This is a genomic window from Pseudomonas viridiflava (genome assembly GCF_900184295.1).
GTDB classification, from domain to species: domain Bacteria; phylum Pseudomonadota; class Gammaproteobacteria; order Pseudomonadales; family Pseudomonadaceae; genus Aquipseudomonas; species Aquipseudomonas viridiflava.
The window spans coordinates 6025848-6052533 of the sequence record NZ_LT855380.1; the positions used below are offsets into that span (position 1 = coordinate 6025848).

The window sequence follows — 26686 nt, forward strand, 5'->3', positions numbered from 1 at the left end:
GACTCTTAATCTGTAACAGAGTTCTTCAAAGCTCAAGCCATTTCTTATACTTAAAAAAGATGTAATGGCTCAGGCTTTTCAGGCGAAACGGTAGTGCTCGCGGTCTGCAGGCTGCTCACAATTTGATCAGCGGCTCCTGAAAGCGCAGCAGACGCCCGGCATTACCCAGGACCAGCAATGTGCTCAGGTTATGCAGGATCGCTGCAATCATCGCCCCGGCCGCACCCAGCAGGCCGAAAGCTGCCAGTGCGACGATGGCCAGCGTCCAGCCCAGGCCGATGATCACATTGACCTGCAGGGTATGGCGGCAGCGGCGGCTCAGGCGTACGCAGGTGCCCAGACGACGCAGATCGCTGCCGATCAGTACGATGTCAGCCGAAGCGAGTGCAATGTCGGCACCGCCCGCTCCCATCGCCACGCCCACGACGCCTGCCTTGAGCGCCAGCGAGTCGTTAACCCCGTCACCGACCACCATCGGCCTGAAGCCGCTGCCGATTTCGCTCATTACCCGGTTGAGCTTGTCTTCGGGCAACGCCTGAGCATGAACGTCAGTAATTCCGACTTCTCGCGCCAGTTGATGAGCCACGCCCTGACGGTCACCGGTCAACAGCAACTGCCGGCCCATGCCCAGTTCACGCAATTCCTGCAGCGCAGCCTGCGCTTCCGGTTTGAGGGTGTCGGCCAGCAACAACCAGGCGAGAAACTCGCCATTCAGCGACAGACCCGCCAGCGGGCCGTCGTGCTCGGGGACGCCGGGCGTAACAATGCCCAGTTGCTCGAACAATTCAGGACGGCCCAGGGCCGCTTCGCCCTGCCCGGTCGCCGCCACAACGCCCAGTCCCTGACGCTCGCGAATATCGGTCAACGGCAACAGCGCGCTTTTATCCACAAGCCCGGCCAGCGCGCGGCTGACCGGATGACTGCTGGCCGATCCAAGGCTGGCCGCCAGCTCCAGCAATTGTGCATGCTGCGCGCCTCGCGCCTGTATGGACTGCAAGCGCAGACGCCCGAACGTCAGGGTGCCGGTCTTATCCACCACCAGCGAGGTCAGGTCCGCCAGTTCTTCCAGAAAGGCCGAGCTGCGAATCAGAATTCCGTGACGCGCCGCGACAGCGATACCGGCGATGGCAGTCGCCGGGGCCGAAAGCACCAGAGCGCACGGACAGGCAGCGACCAGCACTGCCAGCATCGCCTGCGCGTCGTGGGTGATGAACCAGGTCAGTGCGGCAATCAGCAACACCAGCACCATGTAACTGCCTGCATAGCGCTCCAGCAGCCGGGTGATCGGCGGTTTGGAGCGCTCGGCGCTCTGCATCAGCGCGATGACCTTGCCCAGCGTGGACTCATCACCAATGCGCGTCACTTCGATACGCAGCAAACCATCGAGGTTGATCGCGCCCCCGAACACTTCCACGCCCACGGTGGCTTCCAGCGGCACTGACTCGCCAGTGATCGACGAGGTGTCGAGGCTGGCCTGACCGGACAGCACCCGGCCATCCGCAGGAACACGGTCACCGGCCCGCACTTCGACCTGATCACCCGCTTTCAGGGTGGCGTTGTCCACTTCGCGAATGCTGCCGTCTTCAGCCAGCAACCGCGCGTGGCTACGAGTCAGGCGGCCCAGCGCCTCGATGGCTTCCTGCGAGCCGATCACGCTGCGCTCTTCCAGCACGTGGCCGAAGATCATGATGATCGGCAGCAACGCAGCGGTCATCAGGTCGCCGGTAGCCCACGCGCCCAGCATCGCCAGCGCGATCAACTGATCAGTGATGCCATGCAGGCTCGGGTGCCGCAGGCTGTGCCAGCCGGCGCTGACCACCGGAATCGCCACCAACAGCGACGCAGCACCCAGCAGCAACTGACTGACACCGGTCTGCTCGGGCGCGATAAAGCGCCAGATCAGACCCAGCCCCAGCAAGCCCAGCGCCAGCATTGCCAGCGTCAACTGGCGGGCGGCACTGCGCTGTTCGGCACCGCTCAGCATGCTGCCGACCGCTTGCGCTTCGACAGGCTCGTGGGTGTGGACGGCTTCGCCACTCATTGTTGTGCTCCCTGAATGATCAGGCGGGAATCGTCTTTGGGGTCGACGGTGGTCACGGAACCGGCCTGACGAAGAATGGCGGGCACCCGCTCACGATAGATGCGCTGCAACAGGTCGGGGTCGTCACGGTTCTTGACGGACTGCGCCAGGCTGACCACGGCAGCGGTGTCGGTCTGCGCCTTGGCCAGTCGTTCGGAAGCCTGGGCATGCGCGACCTGCAGGGTGCGGTCGGCCTGCTGGTTGGCGGTCTGGGTCAGCTTCTCGGCGTCAGTGCGCGCGTTGGCCACGGCCTGATCGGCCTGTTGGCTGGCAGTCAGCACCGCATTGAAGGCGTTGACGGCCGAGGGCGGCAAACTCGACTGGACATCGACGCGGGCGACCTCGATGCCGATGCTCATCCCGGCGTCTTTCAGCGCGGTCAGGCGCTGATTGATGCCGCGCACCAGATCGCCCCGCAGACGTTCGCGGCGCTCGGCGGCCTGGCTGTCAGCGCCCATCAGCTCAGGACGCGCGACCAGAATGGTGTCCAGGTCTCGTGCTGCAGCCAGCGCCACCGCACTGCGATTGACCAGGCGGTCCAGTGCAGGCTCTACATGATCACCCTGCAACACGAAGGCATAAGGGTCCGTGACCTTGTAGAACACCGTCACGTCCAGCTGGACCACGCCGGCATCGCCGGTCAGCAGAAAGCCTGAGCCTGCCAGTGCATCGCTGATCGGTGCCGACAGAGTCGCGATTTCATCCGCCTTTTGGGCCGCCGATGAGCGCAGCAAAGTTTCGACGCGACGCTCGATGACCCGGTCAGCCGAGGGCAGCAGCACCACCTGTTCGAACGGCTGCGGCCAGGCGGTCAGCAAGCCTGCGTTCTGAATACGCTCCAGCGCGCCGAAACGCATGACCACCGCACGGTTCTGTGGGTCGATCTGGCGCACGTTGGAGGTGATCCAGCCCAATGCCGCCAGCAGCGTCACGCCGTACAAACCCAGAAAGGCCAGACGGCTGGCCTGCAGCCAGGGTCCGTTGACCGCAGGGCGCTGAGCCTGGGTGTCGTCAGCCGGATCACTCATGGTTGCGATCCGCTCTTGCCATCCAGCGTTGGCGGGCCGTCGACCAGCACGCGGAATGGCGCCGCATCGGTGCGCAGAATCAGCCGGGTGCTCGGCGTTACCACAGTGCCCAGCGTGTCCAGCGAGCGCAGCAGGTTGTAGAGCTGTGGCGAGCCGGCATAGGCGCGGCCGTAGATCTGCGCCGCTTCGACGCGCGATTGCGCCTCGATGTCTGCAGCCTTGACCGTGGCGTCGGCTTCCACAATGCGCGCATCGCGCTCGGCAGCGGAACGGATCTGCGCCGCCTCGCGCTTGCCGACGGCGGTGCGTTCGGTGGCAATGGTTTCGCGCTCGGCACGCATCCGGTCAACCGTGGCGTTGAGCGTCACCGACGGCAGGGTCAGGCGCTCGACGCCGACCTGCATCACCCGCACGCCGTAAGTGGCGAGCAACTGCTGATCGATCTGCTGACGCAACTGGTTCTCGAACGCCGTGATGTTCACTTTGTTCGCGTCGGTGTTGATCAGGCTGGACAGGTCGAAGCTGCTGGCCGTGGTTTCCAGCGCCGAGCCGACGAAGGTCCGGATCTGCCGCGCCGCTTCATCCGGCTGGTTCTGCACCGCACGCATGAAACGCTGCACGTTGTCGGCATCGCCCTGAACCTGCCACGCCACATAAGCCTGAACGATGATCCGCAGGCCATCACGGGTGCCGACATCCTGCAGACCGCTGGAAGTCGTGCGCAGGCGCAGGTCCACCGGAATGGTCGCCTCGAACGGCGCGGGCCAGCGCCAGTTCAGGCCCGGCTCAAGCAGCACGCGGGACGGGTTGCCGAAACGAGTGACCACGGTCGCCTCGCCAGAGCGCACCTGCACCAGACTGGCTGCGGCGATGGCGAACGCGATCAGGACAGCGGCCAGACTCGCCCGCCGCCAGGGAAACGCCGCAGGACCCGCCGCTTCATGATGATGCTGGTGATGGCCGTGACCGCTGTGGTCGTGGGCCCCGTGGTCGCTGTGATCGTGATGATGATGGAACAGACTCAAGGGACGACTCCTTACTGAGCGGCTTTACGCGGCGCCGTTGGGTCTGCCGGTGGGGTGAAGGAACGCAGGTCGATGGTCGGCGCGTTATCGCCGCCCAGACGGTGATCGAGTATCAGCAATTTCGCATTGCCCAGGCCTTCGTTGAGGCGGGTCAGGTAGTGCTCCAGCAGGAACGCCTGCCCTGCGCCGGTATAAGCCTGACGTTCGGCATCGAAACGCAGGTCGGCACTTCGGGCCGTGGCCAGCACTTCACTGGCCGTGGCGCTGGCCTGATCATGGGCAATGCTGGCGTTGAGTTGAGCCTGGTTGGCCTTGTCGCTGGCCGCGCCGCGCTCGCGGGCAATCAGGGCCTGCGCGCCGATCTGCGCGGCTTGTACGGCGTGATAGGCATTGGCGGCACCGGCAGGCGGGTGAATCGCCTCGACCACGGTGGCGAGAATTTCCACGCCGCTGTCCAGACGTTGCAAGTCGGCCTGCACCGCCTTGCCGATGTCGTCCGACAGACCGGTGCGCTGTTCGCCAAGCAGTTCATCGAGCGTACGTGAAGCGAAGTCGTGCACCAGCACGCGGCTGGCGGTGCTGCGGATCAGGGCCGGAATATCAGCGCTGTTGTAGGTAGCTGCCAGGGCTGCCGCATCAGTCAGGCCAATACGGTAGACAAAGCGCACGTCCATATTGACGATCTGGAAGCTCTGTTTGGCGCCAGCGCTGCTGGCGATGACCTGGGATTTTTCATTGATGTGGCTGGCGTCCCACAGGCGGTTGGCGCTGGCCGGTGGCGGACCTTCGGCCGGATCGGCCACTTGCTCGGCGGCACTGGCGGGCGACACGCTGGCGGCCAGCTCATGAACCACACCGTTCTCGACCGCCAACACACGACCGAACGGCCATGGCAGACCCGCATGCAAGCCAGGACCGAAGACCTCGACCGGCTTGCCGAAGCGCTCGTAGATGCCCCGCGCCTGTAGCGGAATTTCATGCACGCCGGTCAGCGCCCAGCCCAGCAGGGCCACGACCGCCAGCACGGGCAGAAAGGCCCGGCGCATGTAGGTGAACGCCCAGATCTGGCGCAAGTCGATGCCGAAGCGGTTATGCAGTTCGTGCTGCAGGGCCATCAGCGGACGCGGCGGCCAGCGCAACAGGTCGGCAATGAAACTGCTGGCCAACAGACGCGGCTCGATCCGCTCGTTGCGCGGGCTGAACAACGACAGCGCGGCGCGCACCAGAAACTCGATGGCGACCGCCATCGGCAGCAAACCGATCAGCACAGCCAGACGTGCAGGCCAGACCCGATCGATCCGGGAGAAAAACAGGCAAAGGGCTGCGACCAGAAACACGACGATCGTCATGCGCACCAGTCGCGACAACGGCTCGGCTTCGGGCCACTGTGCCTCGCCGCTCAGTTGCCGCTCCAGCACCAGCAAACCGAACGCCATCAACAGCAGCGCGCTGCCCGCAAGATTGGCGACTGGCGAAATGTCGTTGCCGAGCAGTGTCAGGTTCCAGATCGCCTGGACACTGATCAGAACCAAGAGCGACCAACCGGCCAGCCACAGGGTCGAGAGACCTATCTGGCGCAGCAGCGATTCACTGGATTCGCTCAGGCGAGTGAGTAGACGCTCATACCAACCGCTGTCATCGACATCAGCATCCCTATCAAGCGCAGACGGATCGTGCTCTGCCCGCGCCGGGACCTCCAGCGCGCGGGCACGCCAGTTCGCGACGCTGCGGGCCGACTGCAAACCGGCAGCGAGCAGCAGAAGCGACGCGCCACTGTTGACCAGCACGGCCATCCACAGCGAGCCCGGCGAAAACAGATCGATGAAAAACGCCAGCACCAGCGCGGTGATACCGAGCCCGGCGGCGACATACATAAGACGTGCGAGACGTCGCGCCTGACGCACCGCCATTTGAAAACGCGGCAGACCTTCTAGGTCCGCATGTTCTACATCCAGATCAACCCGCATCACTACCCCGAACCTGCTCACTGTCGCCCTGACCCGCTGGAGGCCTGCATCGGCGGTCTGAATGCTGCCGCATCATAGCGTTACGATGTAACACTCGCCGTGAAATTTTCGTCAGGTTCAATGCCTGTTCAGGTCGGTATCAGAGCGGGCGAAATTCTCATCCCTGAGACATATCGCACAAACAGTACTGCGTAGTGCGGGTCACATTATGTTTCACTAGCGGCCTGGCCTGTGCCGCTTCGTTTGTTGCCGCAAGGTCGTGTAGTTATCCACAGACACGGATGCTCTTCGTTGATTTCTATCTACCAGCTCAAACCGCGCTTTCAGAACCTGCTGCGGCCCGCCGTGCAGCGCCTTTACGACAAGGGCGTGACGGCCAATCAGGTCACCCTCGCCGCCTGTGCCGTGTCCTTGCTGGTCGGTGCCATCGTCGCGCTGTCGGTGCCGCATTACGCACTGTTCGCACTGATCCCGTTGTGGATGATCCTGCGCATGGCGCTCAACGCCATTGACGGCATGCTCGCCCGCGAATTCGGCCAGAAGTCGCGGCTCGGGGCGTATCTCAACGAGCTGACCGACGTCATCGCCGACAGCGCGCTATTTTTGCCCTTCGCATTGCTTCCCGATGTCAGCCTCGGGCTGGTACTGGCGGTGACCCTGCTGGCGATTTTCACTGAATACGCAGGCGTGCTCGGCCCGATGGTCGGCGCCTCCCGACGCTACGACGGCCCGATGGGCAAAAGCGACCGCGCGCTGGTGTTCGGCGTGCTGGGCGCTGGTGTTGCCGTTGGCTGGCTCGCGGCCCTGTGGATAAATATAGTGCTCGCCCTCGTCTGCGCACTGTTGGTGTACACGCTTTACAACCGCGTCCGGCGCGGCCTGGAAGAACAGACCTCGCCCCAAGAATAAGCAGCCAAAAGCCTACGGCGTAAGGAAGTTGCAATGCGTGAGATGAATGATCGGCGCTTCACAACTCATGACGGCGTAGAGCTGTTCTACCGCCATTGGCCTGCCGTCACGCAGGTTTCCGATGCGCCTCGACAGGCCATCGTGTTGTTTCACCGGGGCCACGAGCACTCTGGACGCATTGCGCATCTGGTCGGTGAACTGGACCTGCCGGGTTTCGATTTTTTTGCCTGGGACGCACGTGGCCATGGTCAGTCGCCCGGCGCTCGCGGCGACAGCCCAAGCTTTGCGACCAGCGTGCGGGACGTGCAGACCTTCGTCGATCACCTGAGCGCAACGTTCGAGATACCAGAAGAGAACATGGCGGTGATCGCCCAGAGCGTCGGCGCGGTGATCGCAGCCACCTGGGCGCACGACTACGCACCGAAGATCCGCTCGCTGGTCCTCGCCTCGCCGGCCTTCAAGGTCAAGCTGTACGTGCCTTTCGCTCGTTCGGGGCTGGCGCTGCTGCGCAAGTTCAAGGGCAACTTCTTCGTCAACAGCTACGTCAAGGCGCGCTTCCTGAGCCACGACCCGCAGCGCATCGCGTCCTATGACAGCGACCCGCTGATCACCAAGGCGATCTCGGTGAATGTGCTGCTGGGCCTGTACGAAGCCGCCGACCGGGTGGTGGCCGACGCGCAGGCCATTCAGATCCCGACTCAGCTGCTGATCTCGGGTTCCGACTTCGTGGTGCACCGCGGCCCGCAGGAACAGTTTTTCGACGGACTGGGCAGCGTGCGCAAGGAGAAACACATCCTGCCAGGGTTCTTCCACGACACGTTGGGCGAGCGGGATCGTCATCTGGCGATCAGCCGTGCGCGACGCTTCGTGCTGCAGAACTTCGAGACCCCGGTGGCGCGCCCTTCCCTGCTCGATGCCGACAAGCTGGGTGTCACCTGCGCCGAGTCCGAAGAACTGGCCGCGCCGTTGCCGCACAACTCGTTGCGCGACCTGTACTGGCGCATGACGCGCGCCAGCATGCGCTTGGGCAGCAAGTTATCCACAGGCGTAAAGCTGGGCTTCGACACTGGCTTCGATTCCGGCAGCACGCTGGATTACGTCTACCGCAACAAACCCACCGGCACCGGCGCGCTGGGCCGGATGATCGACAAGAACTATCTTGAGTCCATCGGCTGGCGCGGCATCCGTCAGCGCAAGCTGCATGCCGAAGAGCTGCTGCGTCTGGCCATGGCGCACCTGCGCAATCAGGGCAAGCCGGTGCGTATCGTCGATATCGCCGCCGGGCATGGCCGTTACATCCTGGAATCGCTGCATGGCGTGGAACCGCTACCGGAATCGATCCTGTTGCGTGATTACAGCGACATCAACGTGCGCGACGGCAGCCTGCTGATCGAACAGAAAGACCTGGAAGACGTCGCACGCTTCGTCAAGGGCGATGCCTTTGACCGCGCCGATCTGGCGGCACTGGACCCGAAACCCACGCTGGCCGTGGTCTCGGGTCTGTATGAGCTGTTCGCCAGCAATCAGATGGTCGGCGATTCGCTGGCCGGGCTGGCAGCCGCTGTCGAGCCTGGCGGTTATCTGGTGTACACCGGTCAGCCATGGCACCCGCAGCTGGAACTGATCGCCCGCGCCCTGACCAGCCACCGTCAGGGGCAGGCCTGGGTCATGCGCCGTCGCAGCCAGTCTGAGATGGATCAACTGGTCGAAGCCGCAGGCTTTCGCAAAATCACCCAGCGTGTGGATGAATGGGGGATTTTCACGGTGTCCCTCGCGCAGCGCATCCAGTGAACGCGTTTCGCGAACCGGGCCTGTGGAAAAGAGCGGTGGTCTGGCTTCTGGTGCTGGCGCCGTTCTTTTTCGCCAGCTACGGCTTTGCCACGTGGTATACGGCCCAGCGCAGTGACGTCGGCAGCATGGCGTTTGGCTGGGAAAGCCATATGCCGTTCTGGGCCTGGACCATCGTGCCCTACTGGTCCATCGACCTGCTTTATGGCTTCTCGCTGCTCGCCTGCCTGACGCGCCGTGAGCTGGATACCCACGCGCTGCGCCTGTTCAGCGCGCAACTGATCGCAGTCACCTGCTTTCTGCTCTGGCCGCTGCGCTTCACCTTTGAACGCCCGGAACTGGATGGCCTGTTCGGCTGGCTGTTCGCAGTGCTGGCCGGGTTCGACAAGCCGTTCAATCAGGCGCCCTCGTTGCATATCGCACTGCTGGTGGTGCTGTGGGTCTGCTACGACCAATATGCGCGGCACTTTCACGTGGCGTGGCGCTGGTTGCTGCACAGCTGGTTCGCGTTGATTGGCGTGTCGGTGCTGACCACGTATCAGCATCACTTCATCGACTTACCCACAGGCGCACTGGCCGGTTGGCTCTGCATATGGCTCTGGCCGGATGAAGGTCGCAGCCCGCTGCTGGCCGCACGTCTGACGCGTCAGCCGCAGCGTCTCAAGCTGGCGTTGTATTACGGCATCGGCGCACTGCTGCTGGCGATACCCGTGTTTACCTTGGGCGGAGGCTGGATGTGGCTGGCGTGGCCTGCGCTGTCCCTGCTGATGGTCGCGCTGAATTACCTTTTGTTCGGGGCCGCTGGTTTTCAAAAACGTTCCAACGGGAAGTTATCCCCAGCTGCGCGTTGGCTGTTGGCGCCCTATCTGATCGGCGCGAGGGTAAATTCAAGGGTGTGGACAAGGCAGAGGCCTGATCCCGATCAGGTTGTGGACAACGTCTGGCTGGGCCGAATACCGAATCAAGAACAGTTGCAACCGTTCAAAGCGGTTGTGGATATGTGTGCTGAGTTACCGCTGAAAGTGGGTACGCAACGTTATCAACAGGTCGCTGCACTGGATCTGGTACCGCTGACCGTCGAGCAATGCCAACTTGCTGCTGAAGCCATCGAGCGTTTGCGCTCAAACGGCTCGTTGCTGGTGTGCTGCGCGCTGGGCTATTCGCGCAGCGCAATGGCGGTGGCCGCGTGGTTGTTGCTCACCGGACGGGCACGGTCTGTGGATAACGCAATCGAGTTGATTCGTCAGGCGAGGCCGGGGGTCGTCCTGCGTGGCGGGCATGTGGATATCTTGAATGCCTTCACAGGATATTCAGTCAAAGCGCCTATAGCCGAGACACCGCAGGCCATGAGATGACACAGGATGGTGGGAGGCTCAACGCCGGCAAACCGCCTCTGATCAAACAACACGTAATCTGCTGAATGAACACCTTTTGTGGGAGGCGGCTTGCCGGCGATGCAGTTGACGCGGTACTTCAGGAAAATAGCGTCATCGTTCATCGCCGGCAAGCCGCCTCCCACAGTCCGGTGTTTACTGCACGACAGCGCTACGTCGAAAGACGTGGTGGCGCCTCCCACAATAGCTTTGCGCAGACCGTAAGAACCCGCTCAATCACAGGAGTGCTCATTCATGTCATTGGAAATGCAGTTGCACGTGGTTGCCGCGCTGCTTCGGCGCGGCAAGTCGCTGGACTATTTATCCACAGGGCTTTTGCTGCTGAGTTTGCTGTTTGGCCTGGCGCAGCTGTGGATAGGTTCTGCAAGCCTTCTGATGATGGTGTTTGTGGCCTGCATGGTCCTGACCGGGGCGCTGGCTAAATCCCAGGCGTTCAGGGTCGCGTTCGACGCCGATCTGTTCCAGCACATGGCTGACCGTCCCAGCCAGTTGAGCGATCGCACTCAGGAACTCGATCAGGTCCTGGCCGACCTCAAGCTTCAGCCTGCAGAGAAAGGCGGCCGCAACTGGGCGCTGCGCACTCAGGGTGCGCTTCGGCAGTTGCGCCTGCTGGTCCGCTACATCGTGCTGCAGCTGCTCTGGCTGCTGGGCATCATTTTCATTTTTCCCTGGCTGTCCTTCGCTCAATAGGAATTGTCATGTTCGAACCTCTGGTCGCCACGATCATCACTGCCGGTGCGCGCAGCATTACGGGAGCTCGCAGCCTGTGGCTGGGCTGTACGCCTGAACCCCGGCAGCGGATCTACTTTGCCAACCACAGCAGCCACGGCGACTTCGTACTGCTCTGGGCGTCACTGCCGCCCGCCTTGCGCAAAACCGCCCGGCCTGTTGCCGGTGCCGATTACTGGCAGTCCAGCCCGCTGCGCCGCTACATCATCAATCGCGTATTCAACGGCGTGCTGGTGGACCGCACGCGCAGTACGCCCGACAGCAATCCGCTGCAACCCATGCTCGAGGCGCTGGAACACGGTGACTCGCTGATCCTGTTTCCGGAAGGCACACGCAACCCGGAGGAAGGCCTGCTGCCGTTCAAGAGCGGGCTGTATCACCTGGCAAAAAGTTATCCCCAGGTGGATCTGGTCCCCGTGTGGATATCCAACCTGAACCGGGTCATGCCCAAAGGCCGAATGCTGCCGCTGCCGTTGTTATGCACAACCAGCTTCGGCGCACCGCTGCGGCTGGACAGTGAAGAAAGCAAAGAGCAATTCCTCGCCCGCAGTCGTGATGCACTGCTGGCCCTGGCACCGGAGCCGCTGTAATGGATAACCAGACTCAACTGCTGTTCATGGGCATCGGCGCCGTCCTGCTGCTGGCCTCGCTGATCGGCTACGTACTCAAGCGCCGGGCGGGCGGCCCGAACTCGGTCATCGACAACCTGAACGCGCGCATCAATGCGTGGTGGGTCATGGTGTTGGTGATCGGCATCGCCTTCTGGCTGGGCCAGGGTGCCGTCATCCTGTTGTTCTATGCGGTGTCGTTCTACGCCTTGCGCGAATTCCTGACCCTGACACCGACCCGACGCAGCGATTACCCCGCACTGGTGGCCGCGTTCTATCTGGCGCTGCCGTTGCAATACGTATTGATCGCCATGAACTGGTACGGGCTGTTTTCGATCTTCATTCCGGTCTACGTGTTCCTGCTGCTGCCGATCCTCGCGTCACTGGGCGGTGACAGCAAACACTTCCTGGAACGCGCCTCGAAGGTGCAGTGGGGCCTGATGATCGCGGTGTTCTGCGTGTCCTACGTGCCTGCGTTGCTGACCCTTGAGATTGCCGGTTACGAAGGTCGCAACCTGCTGCTGATCGCCTATCTGGTGATCGTGGTGCAGATCTCGGACGTGCTGCAGTACGTGTGCGGCAAGCTGTTCGGCAAGCGCAAGATCGCACCCAACCTGTCGCCCTCCAAGACGGTCGAAGGCTTCGTCGGCGGCATCGCCCTCGCGTCGCTGATCGGCGGCGCGCTGTTCTGGATCACGCCGTTCAACCCGTGGCAATCGGCATTGATCGCACTGCTTATCAACCTGCTGGGTTTCGCGGGCGGCATCGTAATGTCGGCCATCAAACGCGACCGGGGCGTGAAGGACTGGGGCCACATGATCGAAGGCCACGGCGGCATGCTCGACCGACTGGATTCAGTGTGTTTTGCCGCGCCGATCTTCTTCCATCTGGTGCGTTACTGGTGGACATGAGGACACTTTCCAGGCCCTTGAAGGTTGCTCAATAAGCGCGCCATCGGGCTTTTGGCGCGTGTCTGGCGGGTCAATCTGTCAGCAAAATGATTGCTGGATATTGCATGGCCACTACGTTCCCGGCGCTCTGGAAAAAAATCAGGCTGGATGGCTATTTGCACCCAAATCGCTTGCAGGCCTTGCGCCAAGCGGCGATGAGCGTGATCGGTCAGCCGACACAGACCTGAAAATCGCCCGATTTATGCGCACGACGCCGTTTTCATTCAGCATGAGCGGCGTTTTTTTTCGGCCTATTTCCGAACCGGATCTCGTCTTTGTTATCTGTTGTGGGTAGTTTGCGTTCGGCAAGGAGTCGTTGGCGCGCCATTTTTTGTGCAGGACGCACAGAATTACCTAGAGGCTTCACCCTTATGAATCGCAGGAATCTCCTGAAAGCTTCCATGGCGTTGGCCGCTTATAGCAGCGTGTCGGCTTCAGGGCTTTTTGCTGCACGCGCACTGGCGGCAGCCGCTGATGGTGAAATCGAGCACTTCGATTTTGCAGAGTTGCAAGCTCACGCGAAGAAGCTGGCTGGCAAAGGTTATGTGAGCACCAAGCAGGTGTTGCCACCGGTGTTGGCAAACCTCACGCCGCAGCAATTCAATGCCATTCGCTACGACCCGGAACACTCCTTGTGGAAAGACGTTCACGGCCAGTTGGACGTGCATTTCTTCCACGTCGGCGCGGGCTTCAAGACGCCCGTGCGCATGTACAGCGTCGATCCGCAGAACAAGCAGGCGCGCGAAGTGCATTTCCGCCACGACCTGTTCAACTACGAAAGCAGCGGCATCGACAAGAATCTGGTGAAAGGCGATCTGGGCTTTGCCGGCTTCAAGCTGTTCAAGGCGCCTGAAATCGCCATCAATGACGTGGTCTCGTTCCTGGGCGCCAGCTACTTCCGGGCCGTCGACAGCAACAAGCAGTACGGTCTGTCTGCACGCGGTCTGGCCATCGACAGCTATGCCAAGCGTCAGGAAGAATTCCCGGACTTCACCAAGTTCTGGTTCGAAACGCCGGACAAGAACGCCACCCGTTTTGTGGTTTACGCCCTGCTCGACTCGCCGAGCGCGACGGGTGCCTATCGCTTCGACATCGACTGTCAGTCCGGGCAGGTGGTGATGGAGATCGACGCGCACATCAACGCCCGTGTGGACATCCAGCAGCTTGGCATTTCGCCGATGACCAGCATGTTCAGCTGTGGCACCCACGAACGCCGCATGTGCGACACCATTCACCCGCAGATTCACGACTCGGATCGTCTGTCGATGTGGCGTGGCAATGGCGAGTGGATTTGCCGCCCGCTGAACAATCCGGTCAAACCGCAGTTCAGCGCGTTCTCTGACAACGACCCGAAAGGTTTCGGTCTGGTGCAGAGTGATCACGAGTTCTCCAGCTATCAGGACACTGTGGTCTGGTACAGCCGCCGTCCAAGCCTGTGGGTCGAGCCGATCACCCCGTGGGGCGAAGGCGAGGTCAGCCTGCTGGAACTGCCGACCACCGGCGAGACGATGGACAACATCGTGGTCTTCTGGACACCGAAGACAGCGGTCAAGGCCGGCGACTCGATGAACTACGGTTACAAGCTGTTCTGGAGCCCGCTGCCGCCGGTGAGCACGCCGCTGGCGCAGGTTCACGCCACGCGTTCGGGCATGGGTGGTTTTCTGGAAGGCTGGGCACCGGGCGAGCATTACCCGAAAACCTGGGCCCGCCGTTTCGCGGTGGACTTCCATGGCGGCGGTCTGGACCGTCTGCCGGAAGGCACCGGGATCGAGCCGATCGTGACCGTGACCCACGGCAAGGTGCAGGACTTCAATATCCTCGTGCTGCCGGACATCAAGGGTTACCGGATCACCTTCGACTGGGTGCCTGACAGCGACTCGGTGGACCCGGTGGAAATGCGCATGTTCATCCGCACCGGCGACCGCACACTGAGCGAGACGTGGCTGTACCAGTACTTCCCGCCAGCGCCTGATCGTCGCAAATACCCCTGACCGCTGATCACGCCCACGCTCCGCGTCACAGTACAAACCGGACGCGGAGCGTCCTGGGCGGCATTCCCACGCAGAGCGTGGAACGATCAGAGGCCTCAGGTGCGCTGATCGTGCCCATGCTCTGTGTCACCCCCAGGGATGCGGCACTCATCGGATAATCCGCCAATCCTGACGAATTAATTGACAGTTTCCCGAACTGCGACTGATATACGTCTTGTCACGCCGTTGCGAGCATTCGCTCCAGACTTCTCATCATCCCCAAAGGCTTCCCCTTCTATCGACCCGCCTGTCGCGGTCGTCGGGCGGTAGCTTTGTCCGTTCGAATTTCCTGACGCCATTCAGAAGGCAGACATCATGGAGCTGAATCCTGCGAACAGAGCCGGCGATTCGTCGTCGATCATTTCCTTCGATAAATCCACCGTGGTCGTGCTGGTCGCGATCAGCCTGATTCTGGTCGAGACCTTTTCCGGGGCCTTGCGCTTCTATTTCGACAAAGCGGGTATCAGCCCGCTGCTCTATCTGCCCAAAGTCGCCTGCATCCTTTTGTTCGCGCTGGAGCTGCGGACCTTCAAGGCCGGACGCCTGTTCTGGACCTTCGTCATCGTGTGGGCGGTTTCCGGGCTGATCGCCATGCTGCACCGCGCCAGTCCGCACAACCTGGCCTTCAGCCTGTTCGCCCTGAGCCCGCTGGTGTTCGGGCTGGTGTGCAGCGAGCACCTGATCCATCGCAGAAAGATACTGTGCTGGGCCATCGGCTTCTGCCTGCTCGCCTCGCTGGCCGGGGTGGCGCTGGACAAACTCACCGCCGTGCCGTGGAAGGGCTACAGCTACAACGTCGGCGAAACCGAGCTGAGTGCCAACACCACGTGGAGCGCGGACGACGTGGACCGTGTCGCAGGCTTTGCGCGGGTGTCCAATGTGCTGTCGATCCTGATCGCTTTTTACACCCTGTACCTGTTCATGTTCCTGCGCTCGCGACTGGTAATGATGCTGCTCAGTGCGGTGGCGCTCTACGCCATTGTGCTGACCACCAGTAAAGCGCCGGCCGGGGCGTTCGCCCTGACCATGGGCCTGTTGATGATTCAGCGCATGAGCTGGACCTGCCGGATTCTGTGCGTGCTGGTGGTGTTCATCGGGCTGTTGCTGCCAACGCTTGGCATGGTCATGAGCTTCGACGCACTCACGGTCAGCAGCAGCGGAAGCTCGCTGGCATCGCTCTATGACCGGCTGATCAACACCTGGCCCAACGTGATCAATGCCCTGATCCGCGAAGGCTGGGTGCTGACCGGCGCAGGCTTCGGCATGGTCGGCAGCACCATGGGCATCTTCCCGGTGGAAGGCTCTGAAATCTTTCTCGGTATGGACAACTCGGCCCTGTACCTGTGGGCGATGCTCGGCGTGGTCGGAGGATTGCTGTACACCCTGCAGATTCCACTGCTGTTCAAGCTGATCGAGGATGAAAGCCGGGTCGGTCGCATGCTGCTGTCGATCAGTGTCTGCTGGTGCCTGATCAGCTGGACCACGGACATGTTCGAAGTCGCCGTGGCCAATCTGTTTGCAGGCCTGGCCATTGGTTATGTCATCACCGCAAAGCAGGAGGCCATGACGTCCAGACCGGCCGACCTGCACCTGACCGCCCTGCCGAACCTGCGCTGAAGAGGCCGCCATGAAGCACGCTTTACGCCACACCGCGTATCTCCTGCTGCTGGGCTGCCTGAGCGGCATGCCTGTGGCTCAGGCCGAATCGCCCTTTATCGTCGGCATCGCGACGCACCTGATGAACTTCGACCGCAAGCTCAAACAACCACTGGACCTGACCGCCCAGGCCGGCTTCAACTCGGTCAAGGACGACGCTTTCTGGTCAACCGCAGCCCCTTACCCTCACGAGTTGCGCATCACCGACAACTGGCGCAACTACCTGACCATCGCCCGCGAACTGGAGATGAGCCGCCTGGCGATACTGGGTTACAGCACCTACTTTCACGACAACAAGAAGCCCCGGGACCCGGTGGTGATGAGCGCGTTTCTGAATTACGTCGATTACGTCACCCGCCAGTTGGGCAACCGCATCAGTTACTACGAGATCTGGAACGAGTGGGACCTGGAGGCCTCCGACGACCCTCAATTGGCGCTGGACTACGTGACGCTGGTGCAGAAAACCGTGCCCGTGATTCGCAAGAACACACGCAACGTCACCGGCCCGCCAGCGAAGATTCTGGCAGGCTCGGTGACGCCCGACGGCATGAGGTTCGGTTTCGCCGACCCATTGATCGAAAGCGGCGCGCTGGACCTGGTCGACGGTCTGTCCGTGCATCCCTACGTCCACTGCTCGGCAACCGATGGCAATACACCTGAAGCCTGGGTGGGCTGGATGGCCGACTACGAGCAGTACATCCGCACCAAGGCTGGTCGAGACGTGCCGATCTACCTGACCGAAATGGGCTGGCCCAGCCATCAGGGGCCATGCGGCAAGAGTGAGACAACCCAGGCGCTGTACATGGCGCGGATCTACTTTCTGGCCCGCACCATTCCCAACGTCAAAGGCATGTGGTGGTTCGACCTCTACAACGACGGCCCGGATCGCTATGACCAGGAACACAACTTTGGCCTGCTCAACGAAGACCTCTCGCCCAAACCCGCCTACACCATGATGAAAGCCATCGCACCGGTGGTTCGCGACTTCACTTACGACGCTCAGGCCAGCTCGCTGGAGCAGAACCTTTATCAGTTGCACTTCACCAAGGGCAATGAGCGGGTGCTGGTGGCCTGGGCCATCGGCAAGCCGCGTGATGTGCAGGTGGTCAGCCAGGCCAACATGAGCGGCCAGGTACGCATGATCGACACCGCCTATGCCGAACGCGGCGAAGTGGACAGCCGTCAGTCCTGGCGCTGTGAAGGTGGTCAGTGTTCGGCGTCGATCAACCTGATCAACTTTCCCAAGATCATCCGGCTGAACCCGGTGAGCCATGGCGGGCAGATGGTTCGAAAAGAATAGTTCGCGAAGACTGACGACCAGGCGACACCTGATCGACTGAAGAAACACCACTTTGCGGGAAGCCCCACCACGTCTTCGACGTAGCGCTGTCGCGCAGCAAACTAGGTGGGAGCGGACTTGTCCGCGAAAAGGCCTGTACATCCGACGAATATTCATCGGCTGAATTACAGCATTCGCGGACAAACGGAACGCCGCCCGGTCCGCTCCCACAAAATCCAGTTTCTTCAGTGGCTTACAGGTTGTTTGATAAGAGGGGGCTTGCCCGCGATGGCGTCAGCCCGGTGAATAACTGGTCGCCTGATAGAACGCATCGCCGGCAAGCCGCCTCCCACGGTCCGGTGTTTGCCGCAAGACCTGGCGGAATCCGCCGCTCAATCACCAGAACCCACCTTCCCGATCATCCACTGGCCGGCACTCTCCCATGGACTTCAGAAAAGACATCAATGGCCTGCGTGCCATCGCGGTTCTCGCTGTGCTGCTGTTCCACTTCCATCCCGCCTGGCTGCCGGGCGGCTTTGCGGGGGTGGATGTGTTTTTCGTGATTTCGGGCTACCTGATCACCGGCATCATTCTGCGCGGCTTCCAGAATGGCACCTTCAGCCTGACTGCATTCTATCGATCACGGGCGCGGCGCATCATTCCCGCGCTGGCGGTGGTGTGCATCGTCTTGCTGTCGCTGGGCTGGTTCTACCTGCTGCCGCTGGATTACAGCGCTCTGGGCACGCATGTCGCGAGCAGCCTGGGCTTCGTCTCCAACTTCGTCTACTGGCGCGAAGCAGGCTACTTCACTGCCAATGCCCACGAGAAATGGCTGCTGCACACGTGGTCGCTGTCGGTCGAATGGCAGTTCTATCTGCTGTACCCGATGGCCTTGCTGGTGCTCAGTCGCTTCGTGGCGCTGAGGAATCTGCGCTGGTGGATTCTGGGCGGCAGCGTGATTGGCTTCGCGCTGTGCGTGTTTGCTTCAGCACGCTGGCCCGAGGCGTCGTTCTATTTGCTGCCGACCCGGGCCTGGGAGTTGCTGTTGGGCGGCGTGGCCTGCCTGTTTCCTTTCAAGCTGCGCAGCGCTCAGAAGCGCATTCTGGAAGGCGTCGGGCTGGCGCTCATGCTGGCGAGTTTCTTTCTGGTGTCGGTGCAGGACCTGTGGCCGGGCTATCTGGTGCTGTTACCTGTGCTGGGGACATTCGCAGTGATCATCGCAGCACGGCAGGACTCGTTTCTGACCACTAATGCGCTGTCGCAATGGACCGGCAAGCTGTCGTACTCGCTGTACCTCTGGCACTGGCCGGTGGTGGTGCTGATGAACTACGCCGGCTGGCTGGGCGATACCGATAATGTGCTGCTGGGCATGGGCGCGGCCTTTCTGCTGAGTGTGGCTTCGTACGGCCTGATCGAAAGGCCCACAGGCCGTTGGCGCGAAGGTGCTCGCTGGAGGTTCGCCACACTCGGTACGCTGGTTGCCATGGTGTTCGTCGGCGGCGCGGGAGTGAGCGCGACACAGGGCGTGGTCTCGCCGATGCGCGAGATCAGCCTGTCCGAAAAAGCGTCGTTCATTCAGGACTACGTCAATCGACAGCGGAATCTGTACGAGCCTTACTGGCTCAAGTGCGACGCGTTTTCTGCATTCACTCAGCGCGGGCAGTCGAGCATCGATGAGTCGTGTACGCGCAAACAGGGCGAAGGCGGCGTGTTCCTGTGGGGCGACTCGCATGCACAGGCGTTGTCGCTCGGTCTGCGTACCCTGCTGACCAGAGACACGCCGTTCTATCAGGTCGCGTCCGCCAGTTGCCGTCCCAGCCTGAGCGTCCATCAAGGCCGCACGTCGCCGACCAGCCGGGCCTGTGACTATTCCAACAGACTGGCCCTGCACAGCATCGAAACGCTGCACCCCGACATCGTGGTCATCGCGCAAAAGGACGGACACGACAAGACCGACTGGAACGGCATCGCGATCCGGCTCAAAGGTTACGGCGTGAAACACGTGGTGCTGATCGGTCCGCTGCCCCAGTGGAGTCCGTCGCTGCCCAGCGTCATCGCCAGCCGCCATTGGGGGCTGAATGAATCACACATCAGCGACCCGGCCCTCGACCAGAGCGTCATGGCCGTGGATCAGGCGACCCGGCAACTGGCGGCGTCGGCGGATATCCAGTTCGTCTCCCTGATCGACAGACTCTGCGTGGCCGATGCCTGCCTCGTGCGGCTCGAAGATACCGACTCGCTGCTGCAGATCGATTCGGGGCACCTGAGTACCGAAGGCTCGCTGTTTGTGGTGAAGAACTATGTGCTGCCGGAGTTGGTGAATTAGCGCCGTGTGAGCGGCCGCTCCACACCGAGATCCCTGATCGTTCCTACGCTCCAGCGTGGGAATGCAGCTCAGGACGCTCTGCACCCGCTCCACGCACTCAATCACCTCCCTGCAAACGTTCGGCAAACCTGACCAGCTCGGCGAGTGAGTCGGCCTCCATCTTGCGCATCACCGAGCCGCGGCGGACTTTGACGGTGATTTCGCTGACGTTCAGTCGGGCGGCTATCTGTTTGTTCAGCAGACCGGCGACCACCAGCGCCATGACCTGCTGCTCGCCCGCATTGAGGCTCGCATGCCTGCGCCGCAGCTCGGCTTGCACCGCCGCGTTCTGACGCCGCACGCGGTCCAGCGCCAGGCCTTGCTGAATGGCGTCCAGCAGGTCCTGCTCGCGAAACGGCTTGGTGAGAAACTCCACTGCACCCGCCTTCATGGCGCGCACCGACATCGGAATGTCGCCGTGCCCGGTGATGAAAATGACCGGCAGAAAAATCCCCGAACGCGCCATCTGCTCCTGAAAATCCAGACCGCTCATGCCCGGCATACGGATGTCCAGAATCAGGCAACCCGGCGCATCGGGCCGGGGCGTGTCCATGAACTGCTGGGTGGAGCCGAACAGCAGGCTGCGCAGCCCGACCGAGGCCAGCAGGTCTTCCAGCGAAGTGCGCACCGACAGGTCGTCGTCGATCACGTAGATGATCGGCTCTTCAGCCTGCGCAGCGGGGTCGGTCGTGTTCATCAGGTGTCCATCTTTCCGGTGGGCAGAGTGAAGTGAAACGTAGCACCGACTGACGGCTCGGGTATCACCCAGATGCGCCCGCCATGTGCTTCGATAATCGACCGGCTGATCGCCAGACCAATCCCCATACCCTCCTCCTTGGTCGTGTAGAACGCATCGAAGATACGATCGATGTTTTCCGGCGCTACGCCCATACCATTGTCACGCACCGAAAACTTCACCTCCCCGCCTGCGTTCACGTCCACCGTCACCGCCAGCCGGGCCTGACCGGGCTCGACCCTGCGCATCGCGTCCACCGCGTTGAGCATCAGGTTCAGCAGCACTTGCTGGATCTGCACCCTGTCCGCCAGCAGCGGCGGCAACCCCTCCGACACCTCGACCGTGAGCACGACCTGCTGCTCGTCGATTTCACTGTGGGCCAGCGATACGATTTCGGCCACGGTATCGGCTACGTTGATCCATTCCTTGTGCGCTGCCGAACGTTTGGCGAGCGCCCGCACCCGCACGATGATATCGCCCGCCCGGTTGGCATCGCCGATCATGCGCGCCAGCGCCTGCCGCGCCCGGTCCAGATTGACCGGCTCGGCAGCCAGCCAGCGTGTGCAGGCATTGCCACTGGTGACGATGGCCGACAGGGGCTGATTGATTTCATGGGCGATGGACGCAGTCAGCTCACCCAGCATGTTGACGCGGGCGATCTGCGCCAGCTGTGAGCGCGCCTCGTGAACGGAGCGGATCGCCACCGCCATGCGCAGCGCCAGATAGGTCGCCATGGCAATCGCCGCCAGGCTGATGAGGCAGTTGATCAGCGCCGCCTCGCTGCCGCGCGATATCGTCAGCTCGTAGCTGAGCACCGTCAGCGCCATGCAGGTCAGCGCGATGGCGATCACACCGGCAACCGGCAGAAACCGGACCGCCAGGAGCACCACGGCGATCTGGAACACGCCGACAGCAATTTCCAGATCGGTCAGGGTGTCGGCAATCGCGATCACCACGGCCAGCCCCAACAAGGCGGCCAGCCGAATCGCCATCGCAGCCTTGCCAAAGGATTCAGGCTCGCGCATCTGCAACCTCTCGCTCGTTCAAAGGGCCAGCGCAGTATGCGCCGACACGCCTCAGGATGGGTTATCCAGACTGAACTGATCCGCCAGTTCATCGTAGGCGAACAGCTCCGCGTAACGTCCCCACTGCGTTACCGAGTCGAGCGTCTGGCGGGCATCGCTTTCGGACATGAAATCTTCCAGCTGGTCCCGGAAACGACGTGCCGGGGCGGTGTGCGTCGAGCGATCATCCAGCACCCGGCGAATATGTGCCACCAGCGGCACGAAGCTCAGCAAGTGCTGGGCGAACAGGTGCTTGCGCTCATCCACGTCCGCCAGCGCATAACGGTTGGCCGCAGGCAGCAAGCGGATATCACCACCCTTGAGTTCGGCGAAACGCAGCAGTTGCAGGACTTCGGCAATCGGGAACAACTCGTCCGCGTTGTAATGCAGCGCACTGGCCAGCTCCGGCAGGTCGGCCTTCATGCCATAGGGCGGCGCATGAATCGCCTCGATCAGACCGGCCAGCGCGTTGGTGGACACGTGCGGCAGCACCATGCCCAACCCGGTTCCCGGGAACACGCCCTGACGGGTTTCGCCGGCGTCGCTGTCCTGAGTCATCAGCACGTAGATTTCTTCGACCAGCGCCTGAAAGATCGGGTCCTGACGGTTGCGCGGCTGAGGCAGATCCACCTTGATTTCACTGATCACCCGCCCCGGATTGGACGAGAACAGCAGGATGCGATCACACATCAGCACCGCTTCGGCGATGTTGTGCGTCACCATCAGGATCGACTTGATCGGCATGCGGCCTTCGCTCCACATGTCCAGCAGATCGGTGCGCAGGGTTTCGGCGGTCAGCACGTCGAGCGCCGAGAAGGGCTCGTCCATCAACAGCACGTCCGGGTCGATCACCAGCGCACGCGCCATGCCGACCCGCTGGCGCATGCCGCCCGACAGCTCCTTGGGATAGGCACTCTCGAAACCGTCCAGACCGATCAGGTCAATGGCCGCCAGCGCCCGCTTGCGGCGCTGTTGAGCCGGAACGCCCTGAGCCTCAAGCCCGACCTCGACATTTTCCAGCACCGTCAGCCAAGGGAACAGTGCGAAGCTCTGGAACACCATGCCCACCGACATGGCCTTGCCCGGCGTACGATCAGGGAAAATCACTTTCCCTTCGGTCGGCACTACCAGCCCTGCGATGGAGCGCAGCAGCGTGGATTTGCCCGAGCCGGAGCGACCCAGCAGGCCGATGATTTCGTTTTCGTTGAGTTGCAGCGTCACATCGTCCAGCACCAGCCGCTCTTTGCTGGCCTTGCCGTACACATGACGAACCTTCTGCACATCCACCAGGCAACGCTTTTCGACAGCCATCATCGTGGCATCCTCCACACAACAAACATCACACAAGACTCAGACGTCGCTCAGCGAACCCGTACAGCGGGCGCCACAGCAACCGGTTGAACGCGATCACGAAGACCGACATGACGGCAATACCCAACGCGACCCGTGCGTAATCACCTGCCTGAGTGGCGTTGGCGATGTACGAACCCAGACCGGCGGCCTCCAGATGCTTGTCGCCCCAGGACACGGCCTCGGCCACGATGCTGGCGTTCCAGGAACCGCCCGACGCTGTCAGCGCGCCGGTAACGTAGTAGGGAAATACGCCCGGCAACGCCACCCGACGCCACCACTGCCAACCGCGCATGTTGAACATGGTGGCCGCTTCGCGCAGGTCGGTCGGCAAGGCGCTGGCCCCGGCGATGACGTTGAACAGGATGTACCACTGGGTGCCGAGCACCATCAGCGGCGACAGCCAGATATCGGGATTCAGGTGCAGACCGACAATGGCGATCACGGCAAACGGAAACAGCACGTTCGCCGGAAAGGCCGCCAGAAACTGCGCGACGGGTTGCAGGCGCTCGGCCCACACCGGGCGCAGACCGATCCACACACCAATCGGCACCCAGATCACACTGGCTACGATGATCAGCACGATCACCCGCAGCATGGTGGTCAGTCCCAGTCCGAGCGCGGTGGCCAGATCGCCCAACCCGAGCGATGCTTCGATGAACCGGAACAGGCAGACGCTGGCTGCCAGGCAACCGGCAATCACCAGCCCAAGCCAGGCAGTATCGAGGAACCGGCTGACACCCGGCGCAGGCGTGACTTTCCAAAAGCGCGTCAAACCGCGCCCATTGATCAGCATCAGGCCTTTCCAGGGCGCGACCAGCATAGTGCCCAGCAGCGGCGCGAGTCGGGAGCGGCCCAGCAGGCTGTACATCCACGAGCGTGGCCGCTTTTGCGACGCGGTCTGCTCGAAACGAAACTTGTCCGCCCAGGCCACGACCGGCCGGAACAGCAGTTGGTCATAGGCCAGAATCACCAGTGCCATGGCCGCAACGGCCCAGGCAATCGCCGTCAGGTCTTTCTGCTCGATCGCCAGCGCCAGCCACGAGCCGATGCCGGGCAGATTGACGGTGGTGTCGCCCACCGAAATCGCCTCGCAGGCCACCACGAAGAACCAGCCGCCGGACATCGACATCATCATGTTCCAGACCAGCCCCGGAATGGCGAACGGCAGTTCCAGCCGGGTGAACCTGAGCACCGGCGACAGGCCGAACTGACGACTGACTTCACTCAGGTCATTGGGCACCGTGCGCAGCGACTGATAAAAGCTGAACGCCATGTTCCAGGCCTGGCTGGTAAAAATGGCAAAGATCGCCGCGCACTCGACACCCAGTTGCCGCCCCGGAAAAAGGCCGATGAAGAAGGTCACGGTGAAGGTCAGAAAGCCAAGTACCGGGACCGATTGCAGAATATCCAGCGCCGGAATGATCACCTGTTCGGCCTTGCGGCTTTTGGCGGCCAGTGTGGCCACGACCAGGGTGAAAACCAGCGAGGCCGCCAGGGCGATGAACATGCGCAGCGTGGTGCGCAGTGCGTATTCCGGCAGGTTCGCCGGGTCCAGGGTCATCGGGCTTGAGGTCAGCAGCGACAGCGGCTGGAACATCTGTCCGACACCGTGCAGCAGCAACGCAACGACCATTGCCAGCAGGCCCAGGCAGACGATATCGACCCTATAAGGTGTGCGCGTTCTGGCGTCGCCATATCGGGAGACTCGCAGACGCTTGCCGGACTCGAAAATAGACTGCATGGGCTCACCTCGACACGGCTGCACGGGTACGCGCCGGCAGCGTTTCAGAAAACGGACTGTCAGCGGATACATAAAAAGGGGCAGTGAGTGTTTAACCACTCGTTGTATAAAAGCTTATAGACTTTTGGCAGGTGTTTAAAACCTGCAAACGTAGACGCTGCAGACCCGAAAGTATGAGTGTCATATACGAAGGTATATAAAGGCTTAACGGCCCACTGCGTATGGATAAACCACGAAAGGATATTGAATGAAGGTATTTCGTTTTCTCGTCCTGACGTGCGCATGGGCCTGGTTTCAACCCACAGCATTGGCACAGCCGTACGTGGCGGCCAGCACCGAGTGGCGTCCCTTCATCTATACCGACGAATACAACACGCTGCGAGGCGTCTCGACCGATATCGCTCGTCAGGTCTTCAGGCAGGCCGATATCGATGTGCAGTTTGTTTCCTATCCCGCCAATCGCATGCAAGTGATGCTGGACAAAGAACAGATCGATATCAGTTATGCCGAATCACCGGGCTGGACCCGTGAAGAGGACGCGAGCAAGTATGTATTCTCGGTGCCTTATCTGGCGGTACGCGAACACTTGTACTTTGCCGCAGATGATCCACTTTCAAACGTGCCATTGAGTGAACTGCGGGATGTCACGGTCGGCATGATCCGGGGTTATACCTACCGCGCACTGGACGCGGCCCTTGAGGACGGGCGCGTGACCAAGCTGGAAACCTCGGAGGACTCGGCCCTCCTGGAGTTGCTCGCCAACAAACGCGTGAATGCCGTCGCCATGGTCGATGACCTGTACGACTACCTCGCCACTACCCATCAAATAGATCCCGACCGATTCCGGCGAGGCGCTCTGCTGAATGAGTCGAGTCTGTCGATCATGCTGTTGAACAGGCACGCCTCGCTGCTGCCGAAGATCAATGCCGCGATCCTCGACATGCAGCGCCGAGGCGAACTGCAACGCATCCGCGACGCTTACCTGCCCAGCGCATCGACTAAGGCATGCGCCGGCGGCGGCCAGTCCTGCTGAACGCGATTTTGTGGGAGGCAGCGCGTCTCACAGGTTCCCCGTACGTTCAGCCATCACACCCGGAAGTGGCTGACCAGCATTTGCAACTGCCCACCCAGGCGCGCCAGCTCGACGCTGGAGGCGGCGGTTTCTTCGCTGGCTTCTGCGGTCTGCTCGGACACGTCACGCACATTGACGATGCTGCGGCTGATCTCGTCGGCCACTGAGCTTTGCTGCTCGGCGGCGGCAGCGATCTGCTGGTTCATGGCCTGAATGTTCGACACGGTCCGGGTGATGCTTTCCAGCGACACACCGGCCTTGCGGGTCAGCTCGACGCTGCTGTCGGTCAGCGTGCGGCTGCCGAGCATGATCTCCGAGACCTGACGGGTGCCATTCTGCAGACCGGCGACCAGGCTTTCGATTTCCTCGGTCGATTGCTGAGTGCGCTGCGCAAGGCCTCGCACTTCGTCAGCCACGACAGCAAACCCACGACCCGCCTCGCCAGCGCGTGCTGCCTCGATGGCGGCGTTGAGCGCCAGCAGGTTGGTCTGTTCGGCCACAGCCTTGATCACGTCCATGACCTTGCCGATCTTGTCGCTTTCCTGCTCGAGTACGGTCATCGCGTCGGATGAGCGTACGACCTCGGCCGCCAGTCGTTCGATCTGGCCGATGGCCTCACCCACGACCTTGTCACCGGCGCGAGCTTCCTTGTCGGCATCGGCGGCAGCAACGGACGCCTGTTCGGCGTTGCGCGCAACCTCGTGCACCGTGGCCGACATTTCATGCATCGCGGTGGCAACCTGATCGGTCTCGACCTTCTGGCTGTTAACGCCAGCGCTGGTCTGTTCAGTGACCGCCGAGAGTTCTTCAGCCGCGCTGGCAATCTGCGTTACGCCGTCGCGAATCCCGGAGATCAGATCCCGCAGGGTTGCACCCATGCGCTGAATGCCTTGTTGCAACACGCCCAGTTCA

21 protein-coding genes are annotated in these 26686 nt (G+C 61.9%); 12 read left to right on the top strand and 9 right to left on the bottom strand.

All coding sequences use genetic code 11. The features are described 5' to 3' along the window. Nucleotides 1–115: 115 nt before the first annotated feature. The 4 genes from CFBP1590_RS27120 to hflK (CFBP1590_RS27135) are packed head-to-tail and all read right to left on the bottom strand — an operon-like array spanning nt 116 to nt 6100. Nucleotides 116–2041, bottom strand: a complete 1926-nt coding sequence (locus tag CFBP1590_RS27120; protein ID WP_088236319.1) for a heavy metal translocating P-type ATPase — start codon at nt 2039–2041, stop codon at nt 116–118. After that, nucleotides 2038–3108 (bottom strand): protease modulator HflK, encoded by a 1071-nt coding sequence (gene hflK, locus CFBP1590_RS27125; protein WP_088236320.1) that lies wholly within the window; start codon nt 3106–3108, stop codon nt 2038–2040. Before hflK (CFBP1590_RS27125) ends, CFBP1590_RS27120 begins: the two co-directional genes overlap by 4 nt. Further along, nucleotides 3105–4133, bottom strand: coding sequence for a protease modulator HflC (gene hflC, locus CFBP1590_RS27130; protein WP_088236321.1), 1029 nt, complete (start codon nt 4131–4133; stop codon nt 3105–3107). Before hflC ends, hflK (CFBP1590_RS27125) begins: the two co-directional genes overlap by 4 nt. 11 nt (nt 4134–4144) lie before the next feature. Further along, nucleotides 4145–6100 carry a protease modulator HflK gene (gene hflK / locus CFBP1590_RS27135; RefSeq protein WP_088236322.1) on the bottom strand — a complete coding sequence of 652 codons (1956 nt, stop codon included), beginning with the start codon at nt 6098–6100 and terminating at the stop codon, nt 4145–4147. A gap of 291 nt (nt 6101–6391) precedes the next feature. Here hflK (CFBP1590_RS27135) and CFBP1590_RS27140 point away from each other — a divergent pair, with 291 nt between their 5' ends. The 11 genes from CFBP1590_RS27140 to CFBP1590_RS27185 all read left to right on the top strand — a co-directional run bounded on the left by CFBP1590_RS27140 (nt 6392) and on the right by CFBP1590_RS27185 (nt 19769). Continuing rightward, nucleotides 6392–7009 carry a CDP-alcohol phosphatidyltransferase family protein gene (locus CFBP1590_RS27140; RefSeq protein ID WP_088236323.1) on the top strand — a complete coding sequence of 206 codons (618 nt, stop codon included), beginning with the start codon at nt 6392–6394 and terminating at the stop codon, nt 7007–7009. Nucleotides 7010–7042: 33 nt separating this feature from the next. Beyond that, nucleotides 7043–8800 carry a bifunctional alpha/beta hydrolase/class I SAM-dependent methyltransferase gene (locus tag CFBP1590_RS27145; RefSeq protein ID WP_029244179.1) on the top strand — a complete coding sequence of 586 codons (1758 nt, stop codon included), beginning with the start codon at nt 7043–7045 and terminating at the stop codon, nt 8798–8800. Further along, the gene (locus CFBP1590_RS27150) at nt 8797–10152 is read left to right on the top strand and encodes a phosphatase PAP2/dual specificity phosphatase family protein (protein ID WP_088236324.1); all 1356 of its coding nucleotides are present in this window, start codon (nt 8797–8799) and stop codon (nt 10150–10152) included. The genes CFBP1590_RS27145 and CFBP1590_RS27150 overlap by 4 nt, the downstream gene beginning before the upstream one ends. A gap of 273 nt (nt 10153–10425) precedes the next feature. Beyond that, entirely contained in the window at nt 10426–10881 is a 456-nt protein-coding gene (locus CFBP1590_RS27155; RefSeq protein WP_088236325.1) for a hypothetical protein, read from the top strand. 8 nt (nt 10882–10889) lie between these two features. Continuing rightward, nucleotides 10890–11510 carry a lysophospholipid acyltransferase family protein gene (locus tag CFBP1590_RS27160; RefSeq protein ID WP_057408811.1) on the top strand — a complete coding sequence of 207 codons (621 nt, stop codon included), beginning with the start codon at nt 10890–10892 and terminating at the stop codon, nt 11508–11510. Then, nucleotides 11510–12439: a phosphatidate cytidylyltransferase gene (locus tag CFBP1590_RS27165; RefSeq protein WP_025995482.1), complete on the top strand. Its 930-nt coding sequence runs from the start codon at nt 11510–11512 to the stop codon at nt 12437–12439. Before CFBP1590_RS27160 ends, CFBP1590_RS27165 begins: the two co-directional genes overlap by 1 nt. 104 nt (nt 12440–12543) lie before the next feature. Then, nucleotides 12544–12666 carry a hypothetical protein gene (locus tag CFBP1590_RS28315; RefSeq protein ID WP_269457915.1) on the top strand — a complete coding sequence of 41 codons (123 nt, stop codon included), beginning with the start codon at nt 12544–12546 and terminating at the stop codon, nt 12664–12666. Between the two features lie 183 nt (nt 12667–12849). Further along, the gene (locus CFBP1590_RS27170; RefSeq protein WP_004881720.1) at nt 12850–14469 is read left to right on the top strand and encodes a glucan biosynthesis protein D; all 1620 of its coding nucleotides are present in this window, start codon (nt 12850–12852) and stop codon (nt 14467–14469) included. Nucleotides 14470–14823: 354 nt separating this feature from the next. Next, a complete protein-coding gene (locus tag CFBP1590_RS27175; RefSeq protein ID WP_004882378.1) occupies nt 14824–16125 on the top strand; it encodes a hypothetical protein in 1302 nt (433 codons plus the stop codon). A 10-nt stretch (nt 16126–16135) separates the two neighbouring features. Next, nucleotides 16136–17464, top strand: coding sequence for a glycoside hydrolase family protein (locus tag CFBP1590_RS27180; RefSeq protein WP_088236326.1), 1329 nt, complete (start codon nt 16136–16138; stop codon nt 17462–17464). Nucleotides 17465–17885: 421 nt separating this feature from the next. Further along, complete coding sequence (locus CFBP1590_RS27185) at nt 17886–19769, top strand: acyltransferase family protein (protein ID WP_088236327.1); 1884 nt, start codon at nt 17886–17888, stop codon at nt 19767–19769. Nucleotides 19770–19866: 97 nt separating this feature from the next. On the opposite strand, the gene CFBP1590_RS27190 is transcribed toward CFBP1590_RS27185, so the two are convergent. The 4 genes from CFBP1590_RS27190 to CFBP1590_RS27205 are packed head-to-tail and all read right to left on the bottom strand — an operon-like array spanning nt 19867 to nt 24702. Then, a complete protein-coding gene (locus CFBP1590_RS27190; RefSeq protein ID WP_029244185.1) occupies nt 19867–20505 on the bottom strand; it encodes a response regulator transcription factor in 639 nt (212 codons plus the stop codon). Further along, entirely contained in the window at nt 20505–21569 is a 1065-nt protein-coding gene (locus tag CFBP1590_RS27195; RefSeq protein WP_088236328.1) for a sensor histidine kinase, read from the bottom strand. The genes CFBP1590_RS27190 and CFBP1590_RS27195 overlap by 1 nt, the downstream gene beginning before the upstream one ends. Nucleotides 21570–21620: 51 nt before the next feature. Then, nucleotides 21621–22922, bottom strand: a complete 1302-nt coding sequence (locus CFBP1590_RS27200) for an ABC transporter ATP-binding protein (RefSeq protein ID WP_088236329.1) — start codon at nt 22920–22922, stop codon at nt 21621–21623. Between the two features lie 25 nt (nt 22923–22947). Next, nucleotides 22948–24702, bottom strand: coding sequence for an ABC transporter permease (locus tag CFBP1590_RS27205; protein WP_088236330.1), 1755 nt, complete (start codon nt 24700–24702; stop codon nt 22948–22950). Between the two features lie 247 nt (nt 24703–24949). Here CFBP1590_RS27205 and CFBP1590_RS27210 point away from each other — a divergent pair, with 247 nt between their 5' ends. After that, complete coding sequence (locus tag CFBP1590_RS27210; RefSeq protein ID WP_088236331.1) at nt 24950–25735, top strand: substrate-binding periplasmic protein; 786 nt, start codon at nt 24950–24952, stop codon at nt 25733–25735. Between the two features lie 53 nt (nt 25736–25788). Here the strand turns inward: CFBP1590_RS27210 and CFBP1590_RS28775 are convergent, their stop codons facing one another. Beyond that, complete coding sequence (locus CFBP1590_RS28775; protein ID WP_406656106.1) at nt 25789–26652, bottom strand: methyl-accepting chemotaxis protein; 864 nt, start codon at nt 26650–26652, stop codon at nt 25789–25791. Nucleotides 26653–26686 lie beyond the last annotated feature (34 nt).